A 21,901-nucleotide genomic window follows, 5' to 3' on the forward strand; every position below is an offset into this window, starting at 1 on the left:
CGGGGATCGCTCCCCGGCACGGAGTGACGGCCCGTCAGGCCGCGGGACGGCGGCGCAGGCCGAGAACGCCGACCACGACGCCGATGACGCCGACGACCAGCCCGGCCCCGCCGAGCACCCGGGCCGTGGTGTCGGCCGCGCCGGCCGAGCCGGCCGCGGCCAGCGGCGTCACCGACGGCGCCGCGGCGGCCGGCGACGCGCTCGCCGTCGCGGCCCCGTGACTACCTCCGGCGGAGGACGCGGGCAGCAGCTTGAGCAGCGGCGCCGGGTGCTCCGGCTCGCTGCCGTCGGCCTTCGGCGCCTCCGCCCAGTCGACGACCTCACCGCCCGAGTACGTCTGCTTCGTCGGGAAGAGGAGCTGGTCGACGTCCGTGGGCAGCTGCCCCATGGACACCTCGAACTCCTGGAACTCCCCGGGCTTGATCTCGCCGCCCGACCAGACGACCTTGGTGACGGCCTCCTCCAGAGGGCCGTACTCGGTCGTGACGGGCTGGGGCAGCTTGCCCTCGGTGACCTCGACCTTCCAGCCCGGCACGGGCTTCACGGTGACGAACGCCAGCGGGTGGTCGGTCGGGAAGGCCACCTCGACCTTGGTGGTCGAGGCGTCGTCGCGCTCGTTCGGCACCCGGAAGGCGACCTTGGTGAACGAGCCCTGCTCGGCGGTGCCCGGCTGGATGGTGACGTGGGCCAGCGCGGGCAGCGCGAGGGCGGCGGTGAGGGCGGTGGCGGCGGCGAGCACGGTCGCCGCACGGCGTGCGAAGGACATGCGGGATCTCCACTTGGGGTCGGGAAAAGAAAAGAGGTGTCAGAAGGTCAGGCGGGAAGTGGAGGACCACGCCTGGCCAGGCAGTGCCGGAAGGAAGGCTGAGGGGGGACGACGCGGGTGCGGACGACCGGCGGGCAGGGACGCAGCGCCGGCACGACGACCGGCGGCCCCAGCAGCACGAGCCGGCGGCCGAGGCGGCGCAGCACCGACCAGAGCGCGGCCTCGCCCCGCGACAGCCACAGACCGGTGATGACCGTGGCGGTCAGGTGGGTGAGCAGCATGCCGGCGTTGACGGCCAGGCCGCCCTGCGCGTGCGCGTGCACCGAGACGTAGGCGGCGCCCTCGCCGGCGAACAGCTCGTGCAGCCCGATCTGCGCGCCGACCAGCACGGTGTTGATCGTGCCCGCCGAACGCTCCCGGCCGCACAGCGCGAGCCCCAGCACGGCCACCGCCGCCAGCGCGAGACCGGCGGTCCCCGGCTCGGGGGCGGAACCGCCGCCGAGCAGGTGGGCGAACGCGGCCAGCGCCACGCAGACGGCGGCGAAGGCGGCCGTCCGCGCGAGCCTCAGGGGTAGGTGCGCACGCATGGGTGTGCCCCATGCTCTCACGGGGCAGGCAGTCTTACGACCTCTTGTTCCAAGCTGCGCAATGGCAGGGCCGTAAATGGCATTTGTCGCTATGGTCGTCTCCACCACGTTGACACAGGGGTGAGAATATTGCGGCATTTGGGTGGATTACTTGTGGGACTCGTGGTGACCGCGGCCGTGCTCGGCGGCGGCGGCTGGGCGGTCCAGCAGGCCGCCCTCAACGCCTCGGCCGACCTGCCCGGCAACCAGAACCTGTGGATCGCCCTCGGCGCGATGGCCGCCGTCGGGCTGGTCGTCGGCCTGGTGACCGCCGGCCGCATCTCACCGCTCGCGACGTTCGTCCCGTCCATGGTGCTGCTGGCCTGGACGGTGGTCTACGCGCTCGACAAGACCCGCGCGCTGTCGTTCATCCCCTCCGAGGCGTCGGTCCACCAGATCATCAGGGACGCCGGCTCCGGCAACCGCACGATGCTCACGACCGGCCTGTACGCGCTGCTCGGCGTGGTCATGTTCATCCCCGTGCTGATGCCCTCGCGCTGGGCGCGCCGGGAGGACGAGCTCGACGACGACTACGAGCCGGCCCCGGAGGGCAGCTACTACTGAGCGCCCGCGGTGTAGAGGCGGGTCACCACCTCCTCGATGGACGACTGCCCGGGGGCGGTGGCCATCAGCTCCTCCAGGGTGCCGTCGAAGGCCAGACTCCCGTGGCCGATCAGCACCACCCTGCGGCACAACCGCTCGATGTCGCCCAGGTCGTGCGTGGTCAGCAGCACGGTCGTGCCTCGCTCGGCGTTGACCCGCCGCAGGAAGTCGCGTATGCCGGCCTTGCTCACCACGTCGAGGCCGATGGTCGGCTCGTCCAGCACCAGGACGTCCGGCGCGTGCAGCAGCGCCGCCGCGAGGTCGCCGCGCATGCGCTGACCCAGGCTCAGCTGGCGCACGGGCGTGCGCAGGAACGCGCCCAGATCGAGCGTCTCCGTCAGCTCGCCGAGCCGTGACCGGAACGTCGCACGATCTACTTTGTAAAGGTGCCGGATCAGTTCGAAGCTGTCCACCAGCGGCAGGTCCCACCACAGCGTCGTCCGCTGCCCGAACACCACCCCGAGCCGCCGCGCCAGCGCGGTGCGCCGCCGCGACGGGTCGAGGCCGGCCACCCGGACCGTGCCCGACGTGGGGGTCAGGATGCCGCAGAGCATCTTGATCGTGGTGGACTTGCCCGCGCCGTTCGGGCCGAGGCAGCCGACGAACTCCCCGGCCGCCACGGTCAGCGACAGGTCGCGTACGGCGTGGACGACCTCGCGTTTCACCTTGAACGAGCGTCCGGCCCGGTCGAGCTCGATCATGATCATCAACTCCCGGTGGATCGGTAGTGGCGGATGCCCTGCCGCCAGGCCAGCGCGGCCGGCAGGGCGAGGACGAGCGCGGCGGCCGGTCCGAGGAACCGCATGGCCTCGGGCGTGCCGAAGGGGTCGTCGCGGCCGAGGACGTACAGGCCGGGCTGCCAGTTGACGAAGGCCAGCGGCAGCACGTACGTGACGCCTTTGACCAGGTCGCGGGCGTAGACGGCGAGCGGGTACTGGGTGAGCTGGTTGCTGCCGTAGGTGAAGGCGTTGGTGACCTCGGGCGCGTCGGTCAGCACGAACTGCAGGGCCGCGGCGAGCGTCCAGAGCGCGGCGAAGATGACCACTCCGGTGGCCACCATGACGGGGATCATCCAGCCGCGCTCCCAGCCGATGCCGAGGGCGGCGATCGCGTAGCCGAGCACGATGGCGGCCTGCAGGACGCGGCCGACCCGGGTGGCGTTGAAGCGGTCGGTGGTGAGCTGGATCCAGGCGCCGACCGGCCGGATGAGGAACGTGTCGAAGGTGCCGGACTTGATGTGCTGGCTGACCCGGTCGAGGTTGCTGACGAACGTGTCGCACAGGGAGAAGGACAGGCCGGCGGCGCCGTACAGCAGGAGCACCTCCTCGCGGGAGAAGCCCGCGAGGGCGGTGGTGTTGGCGAAGATGATCAGGACCACGGCGACGTCGAGGGCGGCGGCGACGAAGCCGAGCGCCACCATCAGCACGAACGAGCCCGGGTACGCGGCGGCGGCGCGCGTCCACGTCCACGCCAGCAGGAAGTACGTCCTAACCACCCTGGATCACCACCTTGTGGCGGACCGCCCGTGTGCCGAGCGCGCCGGCACCGAGCAGGACGGCGGCCCAGAACACCTGGACGGCGAGCGTCTGCGGCACGGGCGCCTTGCCGAGGTAGAGGTCGGCGGGCATCTGGACCATCGCGGCCCAGGGCAGCGCGGTCACCAGGTCGCCGAACCAGCCGGGGAAGAGGTTGAGCGGCACCAGCAGGCCGCTGAAGAACGTGGTCAGCACCATCGACAGGACGGCCACGCCGCGGTCGTCGAGCAGCCAGCAGACCGACAGCGCGATCAGATAGCGCCAGCCGAAGCTGACGACCACCGCGATGGCGAACCCGGCCAGGAACGCCGCCCACCGGCCGGGGTCGGCGGGCACGACGATGCCGAAGACGGCGGCGCCGAGCAGCATGGGCGGCAGCCCGCGGACGGCGAACAGGTAGGCCGCCCTGCCGATGTCCTCCGCCAGCGTCCACAGCTGCAGGGAGGCGGGGCGGACGAGGTCGAGCGCGACGTCGCCGCTGCGGATGCGCTCGGGCAGCGACAGGCCGCCGCCGAACAGCTGCATCGGCCCGATGAACGCCTGCGTGACGAAGCAGAAGGTGACGGCGTCGGCCACGTCGTAGCCGGCCAGGCCGGGGCGGGCCTGCCAGAGCGCGATGAGGACGTAGGCGCGCAGCACGCCGAAGACGCTGTTGGTGAACGCGCCGGCGAGCGCCGCCCAGACGTAGGTGGCGTGTTTTCGGAAGCCGTACCAGACGAGTCTGGCGTAGAGGGGGGCCGTCGCACACCTCCGGAGAGTGACGGCACGGTGACATGACGTGCCTGGGCAGGCGCATGGATTAACCGATGGGAAACACGCGATTATCGGCCGCCGCGCGGCCGGGCCGCAACGAATTAATCGCCGGTGTGCGGGACGGCGCTCCTGGGGCAGAAGACCAGGACGACGCCCGATCGGCGGAAGGGGGCCAGGGCGGGGGCGCCGTGTCACAGGGCCGAAATATCCATGTAAGGGACGAGATACTTACTGGCCGGTAGAAAGATGTTGAAAGGGGAACAACAGTCCTTGGAGGGTCGATATGGGGATCGACAAGGATGTTGTGCCGGACTACCCCATGAGCTGGCAGGCCCGGGCTCTCATCGGGTTCATGTGGGGCACGTTGAAACCCGCGTCCAGCCTGCTCATGCGCCACCCGCTGGCGTTGTTCGGGGCGGCCCGGCTCGGTGACCTGGCGCGGCTGGTCCAGGTTCCCCATCCGGCACACGTCTCGCTCGGGCAGGAGGCGTTCACCGCGTGCGGGGGGGAGTGGGTGCGCTGCGGCGAGGGGATCGACGAGCGCAAGGTGGTGCTGTACCTCCACGGCGGCGGCTATTTCTTCTGTTCGCCGTGCACGCACCGGTCCATCACGTGGCGGTTGTCGGCGATCGCCGGACGGCCGGTGCTGGCGCTGGACTACCGGCAGGGGCCGGTGCACAAGCTGGCCGACTCGCTGACCGACGCGCTGGACGCGTACGAGTGCCTGCTGGGGCGCGGGCACGCGCCGGAGGACGTGATCATCGCGGGGGACTCCGCGGGGGGCCACCTCACCCTGGCGACTTTGCTGGCGCTGCGCGACCAGGGAATGCCGCTGCCGGGGGCGGCGATCTGCCTGTCGCCGTGGGCCGACCTGACCGACAGCCCGCGCCGGGAGAACCGGTGGCAGGACCCGCTGCTGCCGGAGAGCCGGGTGCGCTGGCTGGCGCGGCGCTGGACGTCGGGGCTGGACCCGCGGGACCCGCTCGTCTCGCCGGTCCACGGGGACTTCACGGGGCTGCCGCCGCTGATGATCGTCACGGGGTCGACGGAGGTGTTGCGGGACGAGGCCCGGCGCGTGGCGGCGCGGGCCAGGGAGGCGGGCGTGCCGGTCTGGTACGAGGAGTGGCGGCGGATGCCGCACGTCTTCCCGATCCTGGCGGACGTGGTGCCCGAGGCGCGGCAGGCCTTCCGGCACATGTCGCAGTTCCTGACGGCGGTGGCCGAACGGGCGGACTCGATGGGCGGCACCGCCGCGGCGTGAGTATTGTCCGTTTTGGCGGTGAGATCGGCGTGCGCCGGCCCAGGGTCAAAGTGTAAGGTTAGGTATACCTAACTTTGTCAGGGGGCTGTTTTGGCTGAACATCGGGGCGTCGTCCTGCGGACCGAGCGCGTCTCCCGCCACATGGTACGCGTGATCCTCGGCGGCGACGGGCTGGCGGGCTTCGCCACCTCCGGCCTCACCGACCACTACGTGAAGCTGATCTTCCCGTACGACGGCGTCGAGTACCCCGAGCCGTTCACCATGGAATTGTGCCGCGAGACCATGCCGCGCGAGCACTGGCCGCGGCTGCGCACCTACACCGTGCGGGCCTGGGACCCCGACGCCCTTGAGCTGACCCTCGACTTCGTGGTGCACGGCGACGAGGGCCTGGCCGGGCCGTGGGCCGAGCGGGCCGTTCCCGGTGACGAGTTGTTCATGCTGGGCCCCGGCGGCGGCTACGCGCCCGACCCCGGCGCCGACTGGCACCTGCTGGTGGGCGACCTGAGCGCGCTGCCGGCCATCGCGGCGTCGCTGGAGGCGCTGCCGGCGGGCGCGCTGGCGCACGTGTTCGTCGAGGTGGACGGGCCCGAGGACGAGCAGAAGCTGACGACGGCCGCGGACGCGCGGGTCACGTGGATCCACCGGGGCGACCGTCCCGTGGGCGTGGGGCTCGTGGAGACGGTGCGGGGGCTGGAGTTCCCCGACGGCGACGTGCACGCGTTCGTGCACGGCGAGGCCGGGTTCGTCAAGGAGCTCCGCCGTCACCTGCGGGTGGAGCGGGGGGTCGGCCTCGACCAGCTGTCGATCTCCGGTTACTGGCGGATCGGCGTCGACGACGAGGCGTGGCGGGCGGTCAAGCGCGACTGGAACCGTCAGGTCGAGGCGGAAGAGGCCGCCGCGATCGCCTCCTGAGTCTCATGTTTCACCACTTCAGACCACCTGATCCCACTATTTAATGACTTAAGGGGTACGACAGCCTTACCTCCAATACCCCTTATGTAAGACGTGCGGAAAGCCTCTCCGGATGCGGCCACAGTGTGCTTGGCCGTGACCGCGGACAGGAGAGGCGAACCGGATGGCGCGTGGTGCGAGCGACATGCCTGCGGGCGTGCGACCGCTGACGGTGGGGGACCCGGTCGTCATCGGCCGATATCTGCTCCTCGGCCGCCTCGGCACGGGCGGGATGGGAGTGGTGTACCTGGCCGAACACCCTCGAGGCGGCCTGGTCGCCCTCAAGACGCCGCACGCGGTGCATCTCAACGATGCCACGTTGCGGGCCCGCTTCGCTGAGGAAGTGGCGTTCTCGCGCAGATTGGTGCCGTTCTGTACGGCCGCCGTCGTCGAGGACGGCACCGACCGGGACCGCCCGTACCTGGTCACCGAGTACATCCCGGGCCCGGCGCTCTCCCAGGTCGTCCTCGACCGGGGGCCGCTCACGCCCGACCTGGCCTACGGCGTCGCGCTGGGGGTGGCCGCCGCGCTCGTGGCGGTGCACGAGGCGGGGCTGGTGCACCGGGACCTGAAGCCGGGCAACGTGCTGCTGTCGCCGAAGGGCCCGCGCGTCATCGACTTCGGCATCGCCCGCGACGTGGACACCGCCGGCGCGCTCACCCAGGCCGGGCAGGTCATGGGCAGCCCCGGCTGGGTGGCGCCGGAGCGGCTGACCGGCGGGCCCGCGCTGCCGTCGTCCGACGTGTTCGCCTGGGGGTGCCTGGTGGGCTTCGCCGCGACCGGGCATCACCCGTTCGGCGGCGGGGAGCCCGACGTGCTGACCCGCCGCATCCTGTTCGAGCCGCCGCGGATCGACGGCGTGCCCGCCCTGCTGCGTCCCGCGGTGGCGGCGGCGCTGGCCAAGGAGCCCGCCGACCGCCCGAAGGCCGCCGACCTGCTGCGGGCGCTGCTGGCCGCCGGGGGAGTGGCGGAGCCGTGGGATCTGCGCCGCGCAGTGGAGGACGTGCTGGCCAGGACGTGGACGCCCGTCCCGCATCCGGGAGGACACGAACGGCCCGCGGGGGAGATGGAGCGTTCCGAGCCGCGGCGGCGCAGGAGCCGGGCCCGATCGGGGGCCCGATCGGGGGCGCAGCTCTCGCACGCCAGCTTCGCGGCCCTGGCCACGGTGTCGATGGCGGCCATCACGGTCGTGGCGGCCTCCGGCGGCGACGGGTTCGGCGTCGCCGAGGGCGCGCTGCGCGGCGACCCGCCGGCCGTGCGGACGTACGGCAGGGCCGACTCGACGGCGCGGCCGGTGACCGCGACCCCGGTGGTCCGGCCTCCGGTGCGCGCGGCCAGGACGCCGGAACCCCGGCCCGAGACGTCCGCGCCCACGGTGCCGACGGTGCCGAGGATGATCGTCACCCGCACCCTGGGGCCGGGCACGGTGGTCAGCCCGCCGCCCCGGCGCGGGCGCACCCAACCGCCGTCGCAGACCGCCGGGCCGGGACGGCCGGGCGTGGACGAGCCGGGCTGCATGAACCCGGCGGGACGCAGGCGCGGTGGCCCGGCCATGCGGCGGGACTGCCCGCGGCCGTCCGGCTCGATCAGCACGATCCCGCAGGACGGCCCCGGCGAGACCCCGGACCCCACGGCCTCGACCTCCGAACCTCCCACGCCCACCGCGACGCCCAGCCCCTGAAGCCCCTGAAGCCGACCCCGGACGACGGCCCCGGACGACGGCCCCGGACGACGGCTCTGCGTCCGGGGCCGGACATGAGGGGGCCGCGCCAGTGCTGGGGGGACTGGCGCGGCCCGTCGCCGGGAAGCCCTCGCATGCCCTGGAGGAGTCCGGCGAGCTCAGGTGATCAGCCGTGGAACTGCTCCTCCTCCGTCGACCCCTTGAGCGCGGTGGTCGAGGAGTCGGGCGCGACCGCGGTGCTGACCAGGTCGAAGTAGCCGGTGCCGACCTCGCGCTGGTGGCGGGTGGCGGTGTAGCCGCGCCGCTCGGCCGCGAACTCGGCCTCCTGCAGCTCCACGTACGCCGACATGCCGTCGGTGGCGTACCCCTGGGCGAGGTCGTACATGGAGTAGTTGAGCGAGTGGAACCCGGCGAGGGTGATGAACTGGAACTTGTACCCCATGTGCCCCAACTCGCGCTGGAACTTCGCGATGGTGGAGTCGTCGAGGTGCTTCTTCCAGTTGAACGAGGGCGAGCAGTTGTAGGCGAGCATCTGGTCCGGATACTCGGCCTTGATCGCCTCGGCGAACGCGCGGGCCACGTCCAGGTCGGGCGTGCCGGTCTCCATCCAGAGCAGGTCGGAGTACGGCGCGTACGCCAGGCCGCGCGCCACGCAGGCCTCCAGGCCGTTCCTGACCCGGTAGAAGCCCTCGGAGGTGCGCTCTCCGGTGAGGAAGCGCTGGTCGAGCGGGTCCACGTCACTGGTCAGCAGCGTCGCGGCCTGGGCGTCGGTCCGCGCGATGACCAGTGTCGGCACGCCGCACACGTCGGCGGCGAGCCGGGCGGCGTTCAGGGTCTTGATGTGGTGGCCGGTCGGGATCAGCACCTTGCCGCCCAGGTGGCCGCACTTCTTCTCGGAGGCGAGCTGGTCCTCCCAGTGCACGCCCGCCGCGCCGGCCGCGATCATGCCCTTCATGAGCTCGAACGCGTTGAGCACGCCGCCGAAGCCGGCCTCGGCGTCGGCGACGATCGGCGCCAGCCAGTACGGCGCGTCCTCGGCGCCCTCCGACCAGGTGATCTGGTCGGCGCGCAGCAGCGCGTTGTTGATCCGCCGCACCACGGCCGGCACGGAGTTGGCCGGGTAGAGGCTCTGGTCGGGATAGGTGTGCCCGCCCAGGTTCGCGTCGGCGGCCACCTGCCAGCCCGACAGGTAGATCGCCTTGAGGCCCGCCCGCACCTGCTGCACCGCCTGGTTGCCGGTGAGTGCGCCGAGCGAGGAGACGAAGTCCTCGGTGTGGAGCAGGCTCCACAGCCGCTCGGCGCCGAGCCGGGCGAGCGTGTGCTCTTCCTGCACGCTGCCGCGCAGCCTGATGACGTCCTCGGCGGTGTAGGTGCGCTCGATGCCCTCCCAGCGAGGGTTGTTGTCCCATTCGTCCCGCAGCTGCTCCGCAGCTCCCTTGAGGCGATCGCTCACTGTTCACTCCTTTGCCGTCCCCTGGGGGCCTACGGCGAGTTTCTGCCCCAGGGGACCGGGTCAACAGCCCGCAGCCGGAAGAACATTCGTAGAAATTCCGTCATCGTGCATTACCCACGGGTATTCAGTAGCGAAGAAATCGCAAGTTTTACCAATGGCCTAGACCAATGCCTCGGCGGAAACGGGGTTGCCGGAGGCCCGGCGCCCGCGGGAGGCCCGGTGCGACAGGCCGGGCTGCGAAGTCTGGAAAATGGGCCGATTTTCTGTCTAAGATGCCGCCATGGTCTCCTTGCTCGGCGAAGAACCGCTGTCTTTGACGCAGGAGCTCGATCTCATCGCGTTTGGCCAGCGCCTGCGCCACCTGCGCAAACAGCGCGGCCTCACGCTGTCGGACCTGGGATCGCGCGTCGGGCGAGCCCCGAGCCAGCTCTCGCTGCTGGAGAACGGCAAGCGCGAGCCCAAGCTCTCCCTGCTCAAGTCGCTCGCCGCCGCCCTCGGCGTGCCGGTCGAGGAACTGCTGCGCCGCCAGCCGCCCAACCGCCGGGCCCAGCTGGAGATCGCGCTGGAGGAGGCGCAGCGCGACCCCCTCTACGCCGGGCTCGGGCTGCCCCGGCTGAAGGTCTCCGCGCGTGTGCCCAACGACGTCCTGGAGCACATCCTCGGCCTGTACGGCGAGCTGCGCGCCCGCCAGGCCCGCGGCACCGCCACCCCCGAGGAGGCCAGGGTCGCCAACGCCGAGCTGCGCCGGCGGCAGCGCGAAGTGGGCAACTACTTCCCCGACATCGAGAAGGCCGCCGCCGAGGCGCTCGTCGCGGTCGGCTACCGTACGGGCGCCCTGTCACAGAGCATGATCCAGAGCCTGGTCACGCACTTCGGCTACACCGTGCACACCGCCCAGGACCTGCCGCGCTCGGTGCGTTCCATCACCGACCTGCGCAACCGCCGCATCTACGTCAAGCACGAGCAGCTCGGCATGCACACCCCGCGCACGATCCTGCTCCAGACGCTCGGCCACCTCGCGCTCGGCCACGACCGGCCGCGCGACTTCGCCGACTTCCTGCGCCAGCGCACCGAGGCCAACTACTTCGCCGCCGCCGTCCTCGTGCCGGAGAAGGCAGCCGCGCTCTACCTTCAGGAGGCCAAGGCCGCGCGGGCGCTGTCGGTGGAGGACCTGCGCGACGTGTTCGCGGTGTCGTACGAGATGGCCGCCCACCGCTTCACCAACCTCGCCACCCACCACCTGGGGCTCGTCTGCCACTTCGTGCGCAACGACGCCAGCGGCACCATCTACAAGGCGTACGAGAACGACGGCATCGTCTTCCCCGCCGACGAGCAGGGGGCCATCGAGGGGCAACGGATGTGCCTGCAGTGGTCGGGGAGGCAGGTGTTCGCCTCGCCCGACCGGTTCTCGGTGTACTACCAGTACTCCGACTCTCCCACGGGTACGTATTTCTGCGTGGCCCACGTCGACCCGTCGAGGGAACGGGACTTCGCCATCACGCTCGGAGTGCCGTACAAGGAGTCGCGCTGGTTCCGGGGGCGCGAGACCACCCACCGCACCAAGTCCAACTGCCCGAACGGCGACTGCTGCCGGCGCCCGCCCGCCGCGCTGGCCGAGCGCTGGGAGGGCTACGCCTGGCCGTCCGCGCGGGCCAACTCCCACGTGCTGGCCGCGCTGCCGCCCGGGTCGTTCCCGGGGGTGGACGAGGCCGACGTCTACACGTTCCTGGAGCGGCACGCCACCACCACATAAGCTGACATGTGGGTATACGGGGGGAGGCTCGCATGCTTCCTGAAGTGCAAGGATGGTTGCGACGCCGTACTTCGTCCGCCGGGGACTGGAACATCCGGGACCTGGTGGCCGCCAAAGGGGAGACCACGGTCAGCGTGGTGCTCCCGGCCCGTGACGAGCGCGAAACCGTGGGGGAGATCGTCGGAGTGATCCGGCGGGAGCTCGACGCGCTCGTGGACGAGGTCGTCGTCATCGACTCGTGCTCCAGCGACGACACGGCCCTGGTGGCCGCGCGGGCCGGGGCCAAGGTGCACGCCCAGGGCGAGATCCTGCCCGACCTCGAGCCGCTCAGCGGCAAGGGGGAGGCACTGTGGAAGTCGCTGGCGGTGACGTCGGGGGATGTACTGGTGTTCGCCGACGCCGATATCCGGAAATTTCGCTCTTCTCTGGTATTCGGGCTGCTTGGCCCGTTGCTGGGGGATCCGGGCGTCGCGTATGTCAAAGGGTGCTATGACCGGCCGCTCCACGGCGCCCCCAACGGCGGGGGCCGCGTCACCGAGCTCGTCGCCCGCCCGCTCATCAACCTGCACTGGCCGCAGCTCGCCGGTTTCGTCCAGCCCCTCGCCGGGGAGTACGCCGGCCGCCGCTCGGCCCTCGAACGCGTGCCGTTCCTGACCGGCTACGGGGTGGAGCTGGGGCTGCTGATCGACCTGCTCGACCTCGCGGGGCTGGACGCGTTCGCCCAGGTGGACCTGGGCTCGCGCGAGCACGCGCCGCAGTCGACCGAGGCCCTCGGCTGCATGGCCTGCCAGATCATGCTGGCCGCCTGGTCCCGCCTGGAGCGCCAGGGCAGGATCACCGCCGGTCCCTCCCCGTCGCCGCGCCTGGCCCAGTTCCGCCGGACGGAGACCGGTTACGACGTGTGCACCAAGGACATCCACATCGACGAACGCCCACCCATGATCACCATCGGCACGCCCCTGACCGGCCGGGCCAGGTGAGGGCCTCCGCCGGCGGGGTCATGTGCGTGACAATCGGGATCTCGACGGCGGACGGGACGACGAGGGTCATGAGTGAAGCCACCCGGGCCGACCGGGTTCGCGGTCTGGTGCTCGGCCTCGCGCTGGGCGACAGCCATGGCCACGGCGCGGTGTCGCCCTCCGGGCCCATCCGGGCCGGGGTGACCACGCAGCTGGCGGTGTTCACGATCGAGGGCGTCATCCGCGCGCTGGTTCGTCAGGACCACAAGGGCATCTGCCATCCGCCGTCGGTGGTGTGGCACGCCTACCGCCGGTGGGCCGCCCTGCAGGGCATCGAGCTCCCGCGATGGGACGGAGCGGGACACCGGCCGGACGGCTGGCCGGCCGGCGTACCGGAGCTCGGCCGGCGGCGCGGCTCCGCGCCCGCCACCGTCACGGCGTTGCGACGGCAGAAGCAGGGCACGGTCGCCGAACCGGCCACCCACAGCCGCGGCTGTCATGCGCTCACCCGTTCCCTGCCGCTGGCCTGCGGACCCCGGACACGGCGGAGCTCCTCGACGCGCTTTGCGCGGCCTGCGCCGAGGCGCGCCGGGAACCCAGGCGGACGGCCACGCTGGCGCGGCTGGCGCCCGATGCCACCGCGCCGTCCGTGCTGCTCGGCGGCGTGTACGCGGCCGCCTCCTGCGCCGGCCCGGCCGAGGCGGCGGAGGCGCTGAGCTTCGCCGCCACGGCCCCGGCCGCCGGCTCCGTGGCCGCCGTCACCGGCGCGATGCTCGGCGCCGTGCACGGCGTTCACGTGTGGCCGTTGGCGCTCCTCAACCGGCTCGAACTGGTGTGGGTCATGGACACCCTCGCCCGCGACCTGGTCGCGCAGCTCACCGAGAACCCGTCCGGCAGCGCGTACGGCCGCGCCTCCGACCCCTCCTGGTTCGGCCGCTACCCGGGCTGGTGAACCCGGCCGGACTCCGTCGCGCCGGTGCCGCGGTGGGCGCCGGTCGGGCGGTGCAGCAGCAGCATGGCGGCGTCGTCGGGGAGGGGGCCGCCGGCGTGGGACACCAGGTCGGCGCGGAGGGCGTCGAGCGCCTCCTGCGGGTCGTCGCGGGTGAGGAGGCCGGCGCGTTCGGTGAGAGGGTAGAAGTCGCCGGACGTGTTCCTGGCCTCGATGACCCCGTCGGTGACGAACAGGATGCGGTCGCCGCCGTGGAACGGCACGCGGTGCGCCTTGGCCGACCCGGGGCCGAACGCGCCCAGGCCCAGCGGCAGGCCGCCTTCGGGCGGGTCGACCGTGCGCGGCTCACCTCCGGCCAGGACGAGCAGTGGCGGCGGGTGGCCGAAGTTCACCAGCGTCAGCTCCTCGTCGCCGACCTCGGCGATGATCGCGGTGACGAACTGCTCGGGGCCCAGGTGGCGGGCCAGGCTGACCTCCAGCCGTTCGCCGATGTCGGCGAGGTCGGCCTGGTCGTAGGCGGCCTCCCGGAACGCGCCGAGCACCCAGGCCGCCGTCTCCACCGCGGCCAGGCCCTTGCCCTGCACGTCGCCGATCAGCAGGCGGACACCGTGCGGCGTCGTGACGATCTCGTACAGGTCGCCGCCGATCTGGGCCTCGGCCGCGGCGGAGGTGTACGACAGCGCCACCCGCAGGTCGCCCGCCCTGCGGGGCACGGGCCGCAGCAGCACCCGCTGGGCGGCCTCGGCGACCTGCCGGACGCTGGCCAGCTCCCGCTCGCGCTGCAGGCGCAGGCGGGCGGCCAGCATGCTCGCCGCGGTCACCCCCGCGATGCTGACGACCGTGAGGTTGTTCTCCCAGGTGAACAGCAGGTCGTTGTGCGCCGCCATGGGCACGCAGATGGCCAGCGCCACCGCGCCCACCATCGCGGTGCGCCGTACGCCGCCCGACACCGACGCGAAGGCCGGGCCGAGCGTGAGCAGCGGCAGGAACACCAGCGACCGGCCGGCGAGCACATCGGTCAGGGCGACGCCGAACATCACGACGAAGGGCAGCCAGCGCAGGACCCGCAAAGACCTCATCCGACCCCCGAGCAGAAATCAACCGCCGTTGACGTACCAGCATCCCGCAGAGGCGCCGTCCTTCTCAAGCGGGGTCATCAGGGTAAACCTTCCGCTGTCAAGCCCCGTAACGCGGAACATTTCCCGGCGCACCCGTGAACGGCCGGACGGCGCCGACGCGTTCCCCGCGAGGCCCGTCCTCGCTGGATAGATTCGAGCCGACAGAAGGGAGCCACCATGGCTGTCGCGCACGCGGGCATGCGCCGATTACTGGCCGATTCCGGAGAACCTCGCGCTTGGGTCTCCCTCCGGACGGACCTCGTCACGGCACTGCTCGGGGTCTGGTTCGGCATCGGCCTGATGATCGACGCCTGGGCGCACACCAACCTGGCGGAGCTGGAGACGTTCTTCACGCCCTGGCACGCCGTGTTCTACTCGGGGTTCGCCGCCGTCTCGGGGTGGATCCTCTGGCAGGCGTGGCGGGGCGTCCGCGCCGGGCGGCAGGGGCTGGCCGCCGTCCCCAAGGGGTATCTCGCCGGGCTGCTCGCCATCCCGGCGTTCGCCGCCTTCGGCTTGGCCGACATGATGTGGCACACGTTCCTCGGCATCGAGACCACCATCGACATCCTGTTCAGCCCCTCGCATCTCGGGCTGATCGTGACGATGCTCCTCATCGTCACGACGCCGCTGCGCTCGGCGTGGAGCGCCCCCGACGTGGGCGAGCGGCCGTCGCTGGGCCGCCTGCTGCCCGCGCTGATCGGGCTGGCGTTCGCTACCACGCTGGTGTCGCTCTTCCTCATGTACGGCGACGCCATGCAGTACCGCGCCGAGCGCGTGGTGGAGGCGTTCTCCCTGCTCGACGGGCCCGGCGCCGACCGGCTCGCCGCCTCGATGGCGCTCACCAACGTCGTCCTGCTCGCCCCCGTGCTGTTCCTGGTGCGCCGCTGGCAGTTGCCGTTCGGGTCGGTGACGCTCATGTACGCCATCGCCGTGCTCATGCCGGGCGCGCAGACGGAGTTCGAGAACCTGCCGATCCTGGTCGGCTTCGTGGCCGGCGGTCTGGTGAGCGACCTGCTCATCCGGTGGCTGCGGCCGTCGGCCACGCGGCGAGGGGCGTACTGGGCGTTCGCGGGGCTGTCGGCGTTCGCGACCTGGTCGTTGTTCATCGGGGTCGCCTCGGCCACCGGCGGCGGGCTGCCCGCCGTGCCGGAGTTGTGGACCGGCGGGCCGATCATCGCCGGGCTGATCGGCCTCGCGCTCGGAGCGTTGTTCCTGCCGAACGCCGCCCCCGAGCGGGCATGATCCGACTCCTTTGCCTCGTCGCCGTCCTGCTGCTGGTGACGGCGGCCCCGGCCGCGGCGCACAACGTCACGGCCGGGGCCGACCTGCGCATCGCCCAGACGATCGACGGCGCCGAGCTCACGGTGGTGATCAAGGGGACGTCCCGGGTGCCGGGGCCGCTGCGGATCGGGGTGGTCGCCTACGAACCGGTCACCACGCTGCGTCTCGGTCTCCAGGTCCGCTCGGTCGAGGACGGCCGTACGGTGACCGGCACGGCCGAGGCCGCGCCCCGCGACCCGCGCTACACCGAGCTCACGGTGACCAGGACGGGCCCGCACGAGCTGACGCTGCGCGCCGGCGACGAGGTCGCCGTCATCCCCTTCCGCGTCCTGGTCGAACGCGGCTCGGCGGGCGACTTCCTGATCTACGGCGGCCTGTTCCTCGCCGGGACGCTGCTGGTCGGCGGCGTGCTCACCGGCGCGATCGCCCGCAGGGGGACGGCGATGCTGCTGGCCGGGGGCGCCGCGGCCGGGGTGACGGTGGCCGCCATGGTGGTCGTGTTCGAGCAGTCCCTGCCCGCGCCGCCGCCCGACGGGGCCGGACCCGTGGCCGCGACGCCGGTGGGCGGGCGGCCGTTCGCGCAGGGGAAGGTGGTCACGGTGCCGGACCGGCCGGCGCAGGGGGAGGAGTTCACCCTGCGGCTCGACCTCGTCGACGGCTCCACCGGGCGGCCCGTGGACGACCTCGCCGTCCACCACGAGGCCATCGCCCACGTGGTCGTCACCAGCGAGGACGGACGGTACTTCCGCCACGTCCACCCGCTGCGCACCGCGCCGGGACGGCTGGAGGTGCGGCTGCGCGCCGACCGCCCCGGCCGCTACTTCGCCCACACGGAGGTCGAACGCCAGGACTCCGGCGGCCAGCTCCTCACCGGCGCCTTCACGGTGCGACCCGGCGACGCGCCGGCGGGTGAGAGCGTCCAGGCGGCGGCCGTGGCGCCGCGGCTGCAGCCGGTGGCCCCCGTCGCGGGGCGGCCGGCCACGATCGAGCTGGACGCGCCCGCCGGCGTACGGCCCTGGCTCGGCATGACCGGCCACCTGCTCGTCCGCAGCCAGGACGGCGCGTTCATGGGGCACGTCCACGAGATGGGCACGCCCGGCTCCCGGCTGCGCTTCACCTTCAGCTTCCCCGAGCCGGGCCGCTACCTGGCCTGGGCCCAGTACGCGACCGCGGACCGCATCGTGACCGCGCCGTTCACCGTGGACGTCGCGGCGGCGGGGAGCGCCCGATGAAGCGGCTCGCGGCCGTGGCCGTGCTGGTGGCCGCCGCGGTGGCGCTGTTCGTGGCCGGCGGCAACGCGGCGGCCGAACCGCTCCGCGCGAGCACCACCGGAACTCGGTACGCCGCCACCGTGCTGATCGAGGAGCCCGTCACCGGCCGCGTCTCGGTGAAGGTCGTGGTCGACTCGGGCGACGCCGACACCCTGGCCGTGTCGGCGGTGATGCCGGACATGGGGCACTCCACGCCGGAGCTCACCGCCCGCGAACAGCGGCCGGGCCGTTTCCTGGCCGAGGGCGAGCTGTTCTCGATGAGCGGCGTCTGGGACCTGTCGCTCCGCTTCGACGGCCCCGCGGGCGAGGAGCAGCTCACCGTCAAAGCCCTGATCGGCGACGGGTGAACGGGGCTGGCAAGCTGGACGGCATGGCGTTCGGGGTGCGGGAGTTCGAGCTGGCGTTGATGCATCGCATGCGCGATCTCAACCCCGGCCGGGTGGAGGAGGCGCTGGAGGCCATGGGGGCCTCCCGGGGCGAGCTGCGGGCCGCGCACGCCCACTGGACGCGCACGGCCCACGCGCCGAGGGCGCCCAAGGGGGCGGCGGCGGTGCGCCGGGCGCTCGGGCCGGCGCCGTACCGGGGGAGCCGGACGGCGGGCAGCCTGCGCTGCCAGGTGCTGCGCTGGCCGCTGCCGTCCTGGCCCGGGCTGGAGTTCGAGGTGCTGCTCGGCCCCGGCGGGCAGCTGTGGAACCAGTGGTTCGTCCGGCCGTCCGGCGCCGCCGCGCTGACCTTCGCCGAGCTCGTCCCGTGGACGTGCGTCGTGGCCGACGTGGGGGCGAGCTTCCCCGGCGCCGTCCAGCTGGACGGCCCCGCCCCGCAGCACTGGACGGTCGACTTCCCGCACGCCGGCACCACTCACCGGGCCCGGTTCGTCTACGGCCTCCTGCAGCGCCTCGAACCGGGCCCGGCGAGCCCCTTTCCGCACGTGACTGATCCTCAGCGGGATCGATAGCGGATCCGGCACGCGGCGGGGCCGGCGACACCAGTTGATCGACACAGGGCCGGGGTAGAAGCGGCGGATGTTCGACGACTTCGCGACCGGCATGGTCGACGTGGGCGAGACGGAGTTGTTCGTCCGGCACGGCGGCTCCGGCACCCCTCTCCTGCTCCTGCACGGCCACCCCCGTACGCACGCGACCTGGCATCGCCTCGCCCCGCTTCTCGCCCCGCACCACACGGTGGTCTGCCCGGACCTGCGCGGCTACGGCCGCTCCGGCAAGCCGCCCACCGGCCCCGATCACGCGCCCTACTCCAAGCGGGCGATGGCCGGTGACATGCTCACCCTCATGCGGGTGCTGGGCCACGACCGCTTCGCCGTGGCGGGTCACGACCGCGGCGCGTACGTCGCCCATCGCCTCGCCGCCGACCATCCCGACGCCGTCACCCGCCTGATCGTGATGGACGGCATCCCCATCGGAGAGGCGCTGGCTCGCGCTGACGCGAAGTTCGCCGCGGCCTGGTGGCACTGGTTCTTCCTCGGCCAGAGCGCCAAGCCCGCCGAGCGGGTCATCAGCGCGGACCCCGACGCCTGGTACGCGGCGACCGCCGAGCAGATGGGCCAGGACGCCTATGAGGACTACCGCCGCGCCATCCATGATCCGGACACGGTCCACGCGATGTGCGAGGACTACCGCGCCGGCCTGACCGTGGACCGCGCCGCCGACGACGCCGACCGCGCCGCAGGCCGGCGCATCACCTGTCCGACGCTGTTCCTCTGGTCGTCCAAGGACGACATGGAGGACCTCTACGGCGATCCGCTGGCGATCTGGCGCACGTGGGCCGACGACGTGACCGGCCATGCGATCGACAGCGGCCACCACATGGCCGAGGAGGCTCCGGGCGAACTGGCGGAGTCACTGCTGGCGTTCCTCCGCGCGTGAGCTCAAGCCCTCACTCGGGTCCGTGCCATCCTTCTGGGGCTCGTGGCACGGACCCGAGTGGAGCGGTGCGGTCAGCGGCGCTGGCGGGGCACCGTCAGCAGCGCGTGGTACGCGGGCTTGGGCGCGAGGTTCTCGTCCATGACGCAGGCGGATCCTTCGCCCTCGAACCAGCCGGGCACCCACGAGTGCCGGTCGGTGTAGCCCCAGAGGGTCAGCTCCTTGCACGCCTTGACGCTGACACAGTCGGTGAGCGCCCGGCGGTAGTAGTCGGCCTGGGTGGCGAGCTTGTCGGGGGTCACCGGCAGCACCATGCGCACGTCCAGCTCGGTGACGGCGATCTCCAGGCCGAGGTCGGCGAAGCGGCGCATGACGTTCGCCCAGTCGCCGGGGTAGTCGTACTGGATGCCGAGGTGGCCCTGGAAGCCGACGCCGTGGATCGGCACGCCCTGGGACTGAAGGTCCTTGACGATCGACAGCGTGGTCTCGATCTTGGGCTGGTTCCACTCCAGGTTGTAGTCGTTGATGAAGAGCTTGGCGCGCGGGTCGGCGCGGTGCGCCCAGCGGAAGGCGTCGGCGATGTAGCCGGGGCCGAGGTGGGTGAGCCAGATGTTCTGCCGGAGCGTGCCGTCCTCCTCCACGACCTCGTTGACCACGTCCCAGGCCCTGATCTTGCCCTTGTAGCGGCCGACCTGGGTGGTGATGTGGTCGCGCAGGATCGAGCGGAGCTCGGCGGCGTCGATGGAGCCGTCGGCGACGCCGGAGGTCAGCCAGGCGGGGAGCTGGTTGTGCCAGACGAGGGTGTGGCCGCGGACCTGCTGGCGGTTGCGGCGGGCGTTCTCGACCACGGCGTCGGCGTCGGCCCAGGTGTACACGCCGCGCTGCGGCTCGACCGACTCCCACTTCATCGCGTTCTCGGCGGTGACGTGGTTGAACTCCCGGTTGAGGACCTTGCGGTAGTCGGCCTCGGCGCGCAACGCGGCGACGTCGACGGCCGAACCGACCTTGATGCCGTGCCGTTGCGCCAGCTCCCGCAGGTCGCGGGGGTCGCGGGGGTGGGCGTGGGCCGGTAAGGGGGCGGCCAGGATGAGGGCGAGGGCGATGAGCAGGGGCTTCACCGAGGTGACCTCCGGGTGGGATGCCGGGGACGTTTCCGAAAGTTTCGGATATATGACGATAATTTCACCGATTGCCGGAAACGTAAGCGCTCATGGCGGCGGCGTCAAGCACCAGAAGTCCTGATAAGTCACTTGATTTAACAACTTGCCCGACTTACGCTGCCCGCAGTCCGTCGGAAAGCGCCCGTTCGACCGTGCACGCTCGAGCAAAGGAGCCGCGATGGCAGAGGACTGGGACAGGATCGTCGATGTGCTGATCGCCGGCAGCGGCGCCGCGGCCATGAGCGCGGCCATCACGGCGGCCGACAGGAGACTCGACGCGCTGCTCGTCGAGAGCACCGACAAGTGGGGCGGCACCACCGCCATCTCCGGCGGCGGCTTGTGGATGCCGAACAACCCCCTCATGCGGCACGCCGGCGTGCACGACTCCCTGGAGGAGGCGCTGACGTACATGGAGGACGTCATCGGCGAGGTCGGCCCGGCCTCCTCCCGCGAGCGCAAGCTGGCGTTCCTGAAGACGGCTCCGCAGGTCGTGCGGTTCCTGCACCGGCACGGCGTGCGCTGGGCCCGTTCGAAGGACTATCCCGACTACTATCCCGACCGGCCCGGCGGCAGGATCGGCCGGGCGATCGAGGTCAGGCCGTTCGACGCCAGGCTGCTCGGGCCGTGGGCCGAGCGTTCCCGGGCGCTGGACGGCCTGCCCGTGCCCGTCATGACCGACGACGTCTGGCAGCTCTCCCGGGCCTGGTCCAGCCCCGACGGCTTCGTCCGCGGCGCCCGTCTCGTCTTCCGCACGCTGGGCGGCGTGGCGACCGGCAAGCGGCTGCTCGGCTCCGGCGGCGCGCTGGCCTGCTCCCTCATGTACGTCGTCCGCAACCAGCAGACCCCCGTGTGGCTGTCGTCGCCGCTGACCGAGCTGATCATGGAGGACGGTCGCGTGACCGGCGCCGTGGTCTCCCGCGAAGGCCGCTCGATCCGCGTACGCGCCAGGAACGGCGTTGTCCTGGGCGCGGGCGGTTTCGCGCACAACCCCGAGTGGCGGCAGAAGCACCACGGCATCCCCGGCTGGTCCTCGGCCCCGGAGGGAGACCTCGGCACCGCCATCGAGCTGGGCGCGCGGGCCGGGGCGGCGCTGGCCCTGATGGACGACGCCTGGTGGGGCTCTGCCCTGATCGGCCCCGACGGCCACCCCAACTTCGTCCTGTGGGAACGCTCGATGCCGTTCTCGATCGTGGTGGACACGCGGGGGCGGCGCTTCACCAACGAGTCGGCGTCGTACATCGACTTCGGGCACGACCTGCTCGCCCTCGGCAAGCTGCCCGCCTGGCTGGTCACCGACGCCCGCCACGCCCGCCGCTACCTGTCGGCCGCGCTGCTGGCCGGACGGCAGCGCTGGTACGACGCCGGTCTGCTGCTCAAGGCCGGCTCGCTGGAGGAGTTGGCCGCAAAGACGGAGATCGACCCGGCCGCGCTGCGGGCGACCGTCGAGCGCTTCAACGGCTTCGCCCGCACCGGCGTCGACGAGGACTTCGGCCGGGGCCGCACCGCGTACGACCGCTACTACGGAGACCCGCGCGTCAAGCCCAACCCCAACCTCGGCCCCCTGGAGAAGGCCCCCTTCTACGCGATGCGCGTGCACCCCGGCGACCTCGGCACCAAGGGCGGCCTGCTCACCGACGAGCACGCCCGCGTGCTGCGCGAGGACGGCACCCCCATCCCCGGCCTGTACGCCGCCGGCAACACCACCGCCTCGGTCATGGGCCGCACCTACCCGGGCCCCGGCTCCACCATCGGCCCCGCGGTGGTGTTCGGCCACCTCGCCGCCCTGCACGCCGCGGGAGCCTCATCACCATGAGTCGTCCCGCCCGCCGGATCGTCGAAAGGGACACGGGCGGGGAAGGGTTCGGGGGTGCGGGAGCCCCTGAGGGTTCCTTCCGGCAGGT

The 21,901-nt window shown here is 72.2% G+C and carries 22 protein-coding genes; 14 read left to right on the forward strand and 8 right to left on the reverse strand.

The genetic code is table 11. The features are described from left to right. Positions 1-34 precede the first annotated feature (34 nt). On the reverse strand, positions 35-766 hold the full coding sequence (locus C1J01_RS10575; RefSeq protein WP_111178654.1) for a YcnI family copper-binding membrane protein: 732 nt from the start codon (positions 764-766) through the stop codon (positions 35-37). Between the two features lie 47 nt (positions 767-813). After that, positions 814-1,353 (reverse strand): PEP-CTERM sorting domain-containing protein, encoded by a 540-nt coding sequence (locus tag C1J01_RS10580; RefSeq protein WP_235854367.1) that lies wholly within the window; start codon positions 1,351-1,353, stop codon positions 814-816. 153 nt (positions 1,354-1,506) lie between these two features. Between C1J01_RS10580 and C1J01_RS10585 the strand changes: the two genes are divergently transcribed. Beyond that, complete coding sequence (locus C1J01_RS10585; protein WP_235854368.1) at positions 1,507-1,956, forward strand: hypothetical protein; 450 nt, start codon at positions 1,507-1,509, stop codon at positions 1,954-1,956. Here the strand turns inward: C1J01_RS10585 and C1J01_RS10590 are convergent. Genes C1J01_RS10590 through C1J01_RS10600 form a run of 3 tightly spaced genes read right to left on the reverse strand, consistent with a single transcriptional unit; the run spans position 1,950 to position 4,169 of the window. Beyond that, positions 1,950-2,696, reverse strand: a complete 747-nt coding sequence (locus C1J01_RS10590) for an ABC transporter ATP-binding protein (RefSeq protein WP_111178757.1) — start codon at positions 2,694-2,696, stop codon at positions 1,950-1,952. The two genes, C1J01_RS10585 and C1J01_RS10590, sit on opposite strands and share 7 nt — an antisense overlap. Before the next feature lie 5 nt (positions 2,697-2,701). Next, complete coding sequence (locus tag C1J01_RS10595; protein ID WP_111178658.1) at positions 2,702-3,490, reverse strand: ABC transporter permease; 789 nt, start codon at positions 3,488-3,490, stop codon at positions 2,702-2,704. Then, positions 3,483-4,169, reverse strand: coding sequence for an ABC transporter permease (locus C1J01_RS10600; RefSeq protein ID WP_235854369.1), 687 nt, complete (start codon positions 4,167-4,169; stop codon positions 3,483-3,485). Before C1J01_RS10600 ends, C1J01_RS10595 begins: the two co-directional genes overlap by 8 nt. 397 nt (positions 4,170-4,566) lie before the next feature. Here C1J01_RS10600 and C1J01_RS10605 point away from each other — a divergent pair, with 397 nt between their 5' ends. From C1J01_RS10605 to C1J01_RS10615, 3 genes are all read left to right on the forward strand, one after another. Continuing rightward, on the forward strand, positions 4,567-5,544 hold the full coding sequence (locus C1J01_RS10605; protein WP_235854370.1) for an alpha/beta hydrolase fold domain-containing protein: 978 nt from the start codon (positions 4,567-4,569) through the stop codon (positions 5,542-5,544). A 90-nt stretch (positions 5,545-5,634) separates the two neighbouring features. Further along, complete coding sequence (locus C1J01_RS10610) at positions 5,635-6,456, forward strand: siderophore-interacting protein (RefSeq protein ID WP_268958646.1); 822 nt, start codon at positions 5,635-5,637, stop codon at positions 6,454-6,456. A gap of 196 nt (positions 6,457-6,652) precedes the next feature. Then, positions 6,653-8,176, forward strand: a complete 1,524-nt coding sequence (locus C1J01_RS10615; RefSeq protein WP_181448681.1) for a serine/threonine-protein kinase — start codon at positions 6,653-6,655, stop codon at positions 8,174-8,176. Positions 8,177-8,342: 166 nt separating this feature from the next. Here C1J01_RS10615 and aceA read toward each other — a convergent pair whose 3' ends face one another. After that, entirely contained in the window at positions 8,343-9,629 is a 1,287-nt protein-coding gene (gene aceA / locus C1J01_RS10620; RefSeq protein WP_111178709.1) for an isocitrate lyase, read from the reverse strand. Positions 9,630-9,909: 280 nt separating this feature from the next. Here aceA and C1J01_RS10625 point away from each other — a divergent pair, with 280 nt between their 5' ends. The 4 genes from C1J01_RS10625 (at position 9,910) to C1J01_RS51195 (ending at position 13,293) form a co-directional block, all read left to right on the forward strand. Continuing rightward, a complete protein-coding gene (locus tag C1J01_RS10625) occupies positions 9,910-11,382 on the forward strand; it encodes a helix-turn-helix domain-containing protein (protein WP_438943111.1) in 1,473 nt (490 codons plus the stop codon). A gap of 32 nt (positions 11,383-11,414) precedes the next feature. Continuing rightward, positions 11,415-12,362, forward strand: coding sequence for a glucosyl-3-phosphoglycerate synthase (locus C1J01_RS10630; RefSeq protein WP_111178711.1), 948 nt, complete (start codon positions 11,415-11,417; stop codon positions 12,360-12,362). A 68-nt stretch (positions 12,363-12,430) separates the two neighbouring features. After that, the gene (locus C1J01_RS53715; RefSeq protein WP_369122753.1) at positions 12,431-13,057 is read left to right on the forward strand and encodes an ADP-ribosylglycohydrolase family protein; all 627 of its coding nucleotides are present in this window, start codon (positions 12,431-12,433) and stop codon (positions 13,055-13,057) included. Beyond that, on the forward strand, positions 12,991-13,293 hold the full coding sequence (locus C1J01_RS51195; RefSeq protein ID WP_220039839.1) for a hypothetical protein: 303 nt from the start codon (positions 12,991-12,993) through the stop codon (positions 13,291-13,293). The genes C1J01_RS53715 and C1J01_RS51195 overlap by 67 nt, the downstream gene beginning before the upstream one ends. On the opposite strand, the gene C1J01_RS10640 is transcribed toward C1J01_RS51195, so the two are convergent. Further along, positions 13,278-14,369, reverse strand: a complete 1,092-nt coding sequence (locus C1J01_RS10640) for a PP2C family protein-serine/threonine phosphatase (RefSeq protein WP_111178713.1) — start codon at positions 14,367-14,369, stop codon at positions 13,278-13,280. The genes C1J01_RS51195 and C1J01_RS10640 overlap by 16 nt on opposite strands. Before the next feature lie 216 nt (positions 14,370-14,585). On the opposite strand from C1J01_RS10640, the gene C1J01_RS10645 reads away from it, so the two are divergent. The 5 genes from C1J01_RS10645 to C1J01_RS10665 all read left to right on the forward strand — a co-directional run bounded on the left by C1J01_RS10645 (position 14,586) and on the right by C1J01_RS10665 (position 18,843). Next, positions 14,586-15,650, forward strand: a complete 1,065-nt coding sequence (locus C1J01_RS10645; RefSeq protein WP_235854371.1) for a hypothetical protein — start codon at positions 14,586-14,588, stop codon at positions 15,648-15,650. Next, complete coding sequence (locus tag C1J01_RS10650) at positions 15,647-16,921, forward strand: DUF8832 domain-containing protein (RefSeq protein WP_111178717.1); 1,275 nt, start codon at positions 15,647-15,649, stop codon at positions 16,919-16,921. The genes C1J01_RS10645 and C1J01_RS10650 overlap by 4 nt, the downstream gene beginning before the upstream one ends. Continuing rightward, on the forward strand, positions 16,918-17,307 hold the full coding sequence (locus C1J01_RS10655) for a hypothetical protein (RefSeq protein WP_111178719.1): 390 nt from the start codon (positions 16,918-16,920) through the stop codon (positions 17,305-17,307). Before C1J01_RS10650 ends, C1J01_RS10655 begins: the two co-directional genes overlap by 4 nt. Then, positions 17,304-17,915: a hypothetical protein gene (locus C1J01_RS10660; RefSeq protein WP_111178721.1), complete on the forward strand. Its 612-nt coding sequence runs from the start codon at positions 17,304-17,306 to the stop codon at positions 17,913-17,915. Before C1J01_RS10655 ends, C1J01_RS10660 begins: the two co-directional genes overlap by 4 nt. Before the next feature lie 67 nt (positions 17,916-17,982). Then, positions 17,983-18,843: an alpha/beta fold hydrolase gene (locus C1J01_RS10665; RefSeq protein ID WP_111178723.1), complete on the forward strand. Its 861-nt coding sequence runs from the start codon at positions 17,983-17,985 to the stop codon at positions 18,841-18,843. Between the two features lie 71 nt (positions 18,844-18,914). Here C1J01_RS10665 and C1J01_RS10670 read toward each other — a convergent pair whose 3' ends face one another. Then, complete coding sequence (locus C1J01_RS10670; protein WP_111178725.1) at positions 18,915-19,958, reverse strand: endo-1,4-beta-xylanase; 1,044 nt, start codon at positions 19,956-19,958, stop codon at positions 18,915-18,917. A 220-nt stretch (positions 19,959-20,178) separates the two neighbouring features. On the opposite strand from C1J01_RS10670, the gene C1J01_RS10675 reads away from it, so the two are divergent. Continuing rightward, entirely contained in the window at positions 20,179-21,813 is a 1,635-nt protein-coding gene (locus tag C1J01_RS10675) for an FAD-binding protein (RefSeq protein WP_111178727.1), read from the forward strand. Positions 21,814-21,901 lie beyond the last annotated feature (88 nt).

The sequence above is a fragment of the Nonomuraea aridisoli genome (genome assembly GCF_003236395.1).
GTDB classification, from domain to species: Bacteria; Actinomycetota; Actinomycetes; order Streptosporangiales; family Streptosporangiaceae; genus Nonomuraea; species Nonomuraea aridisoli.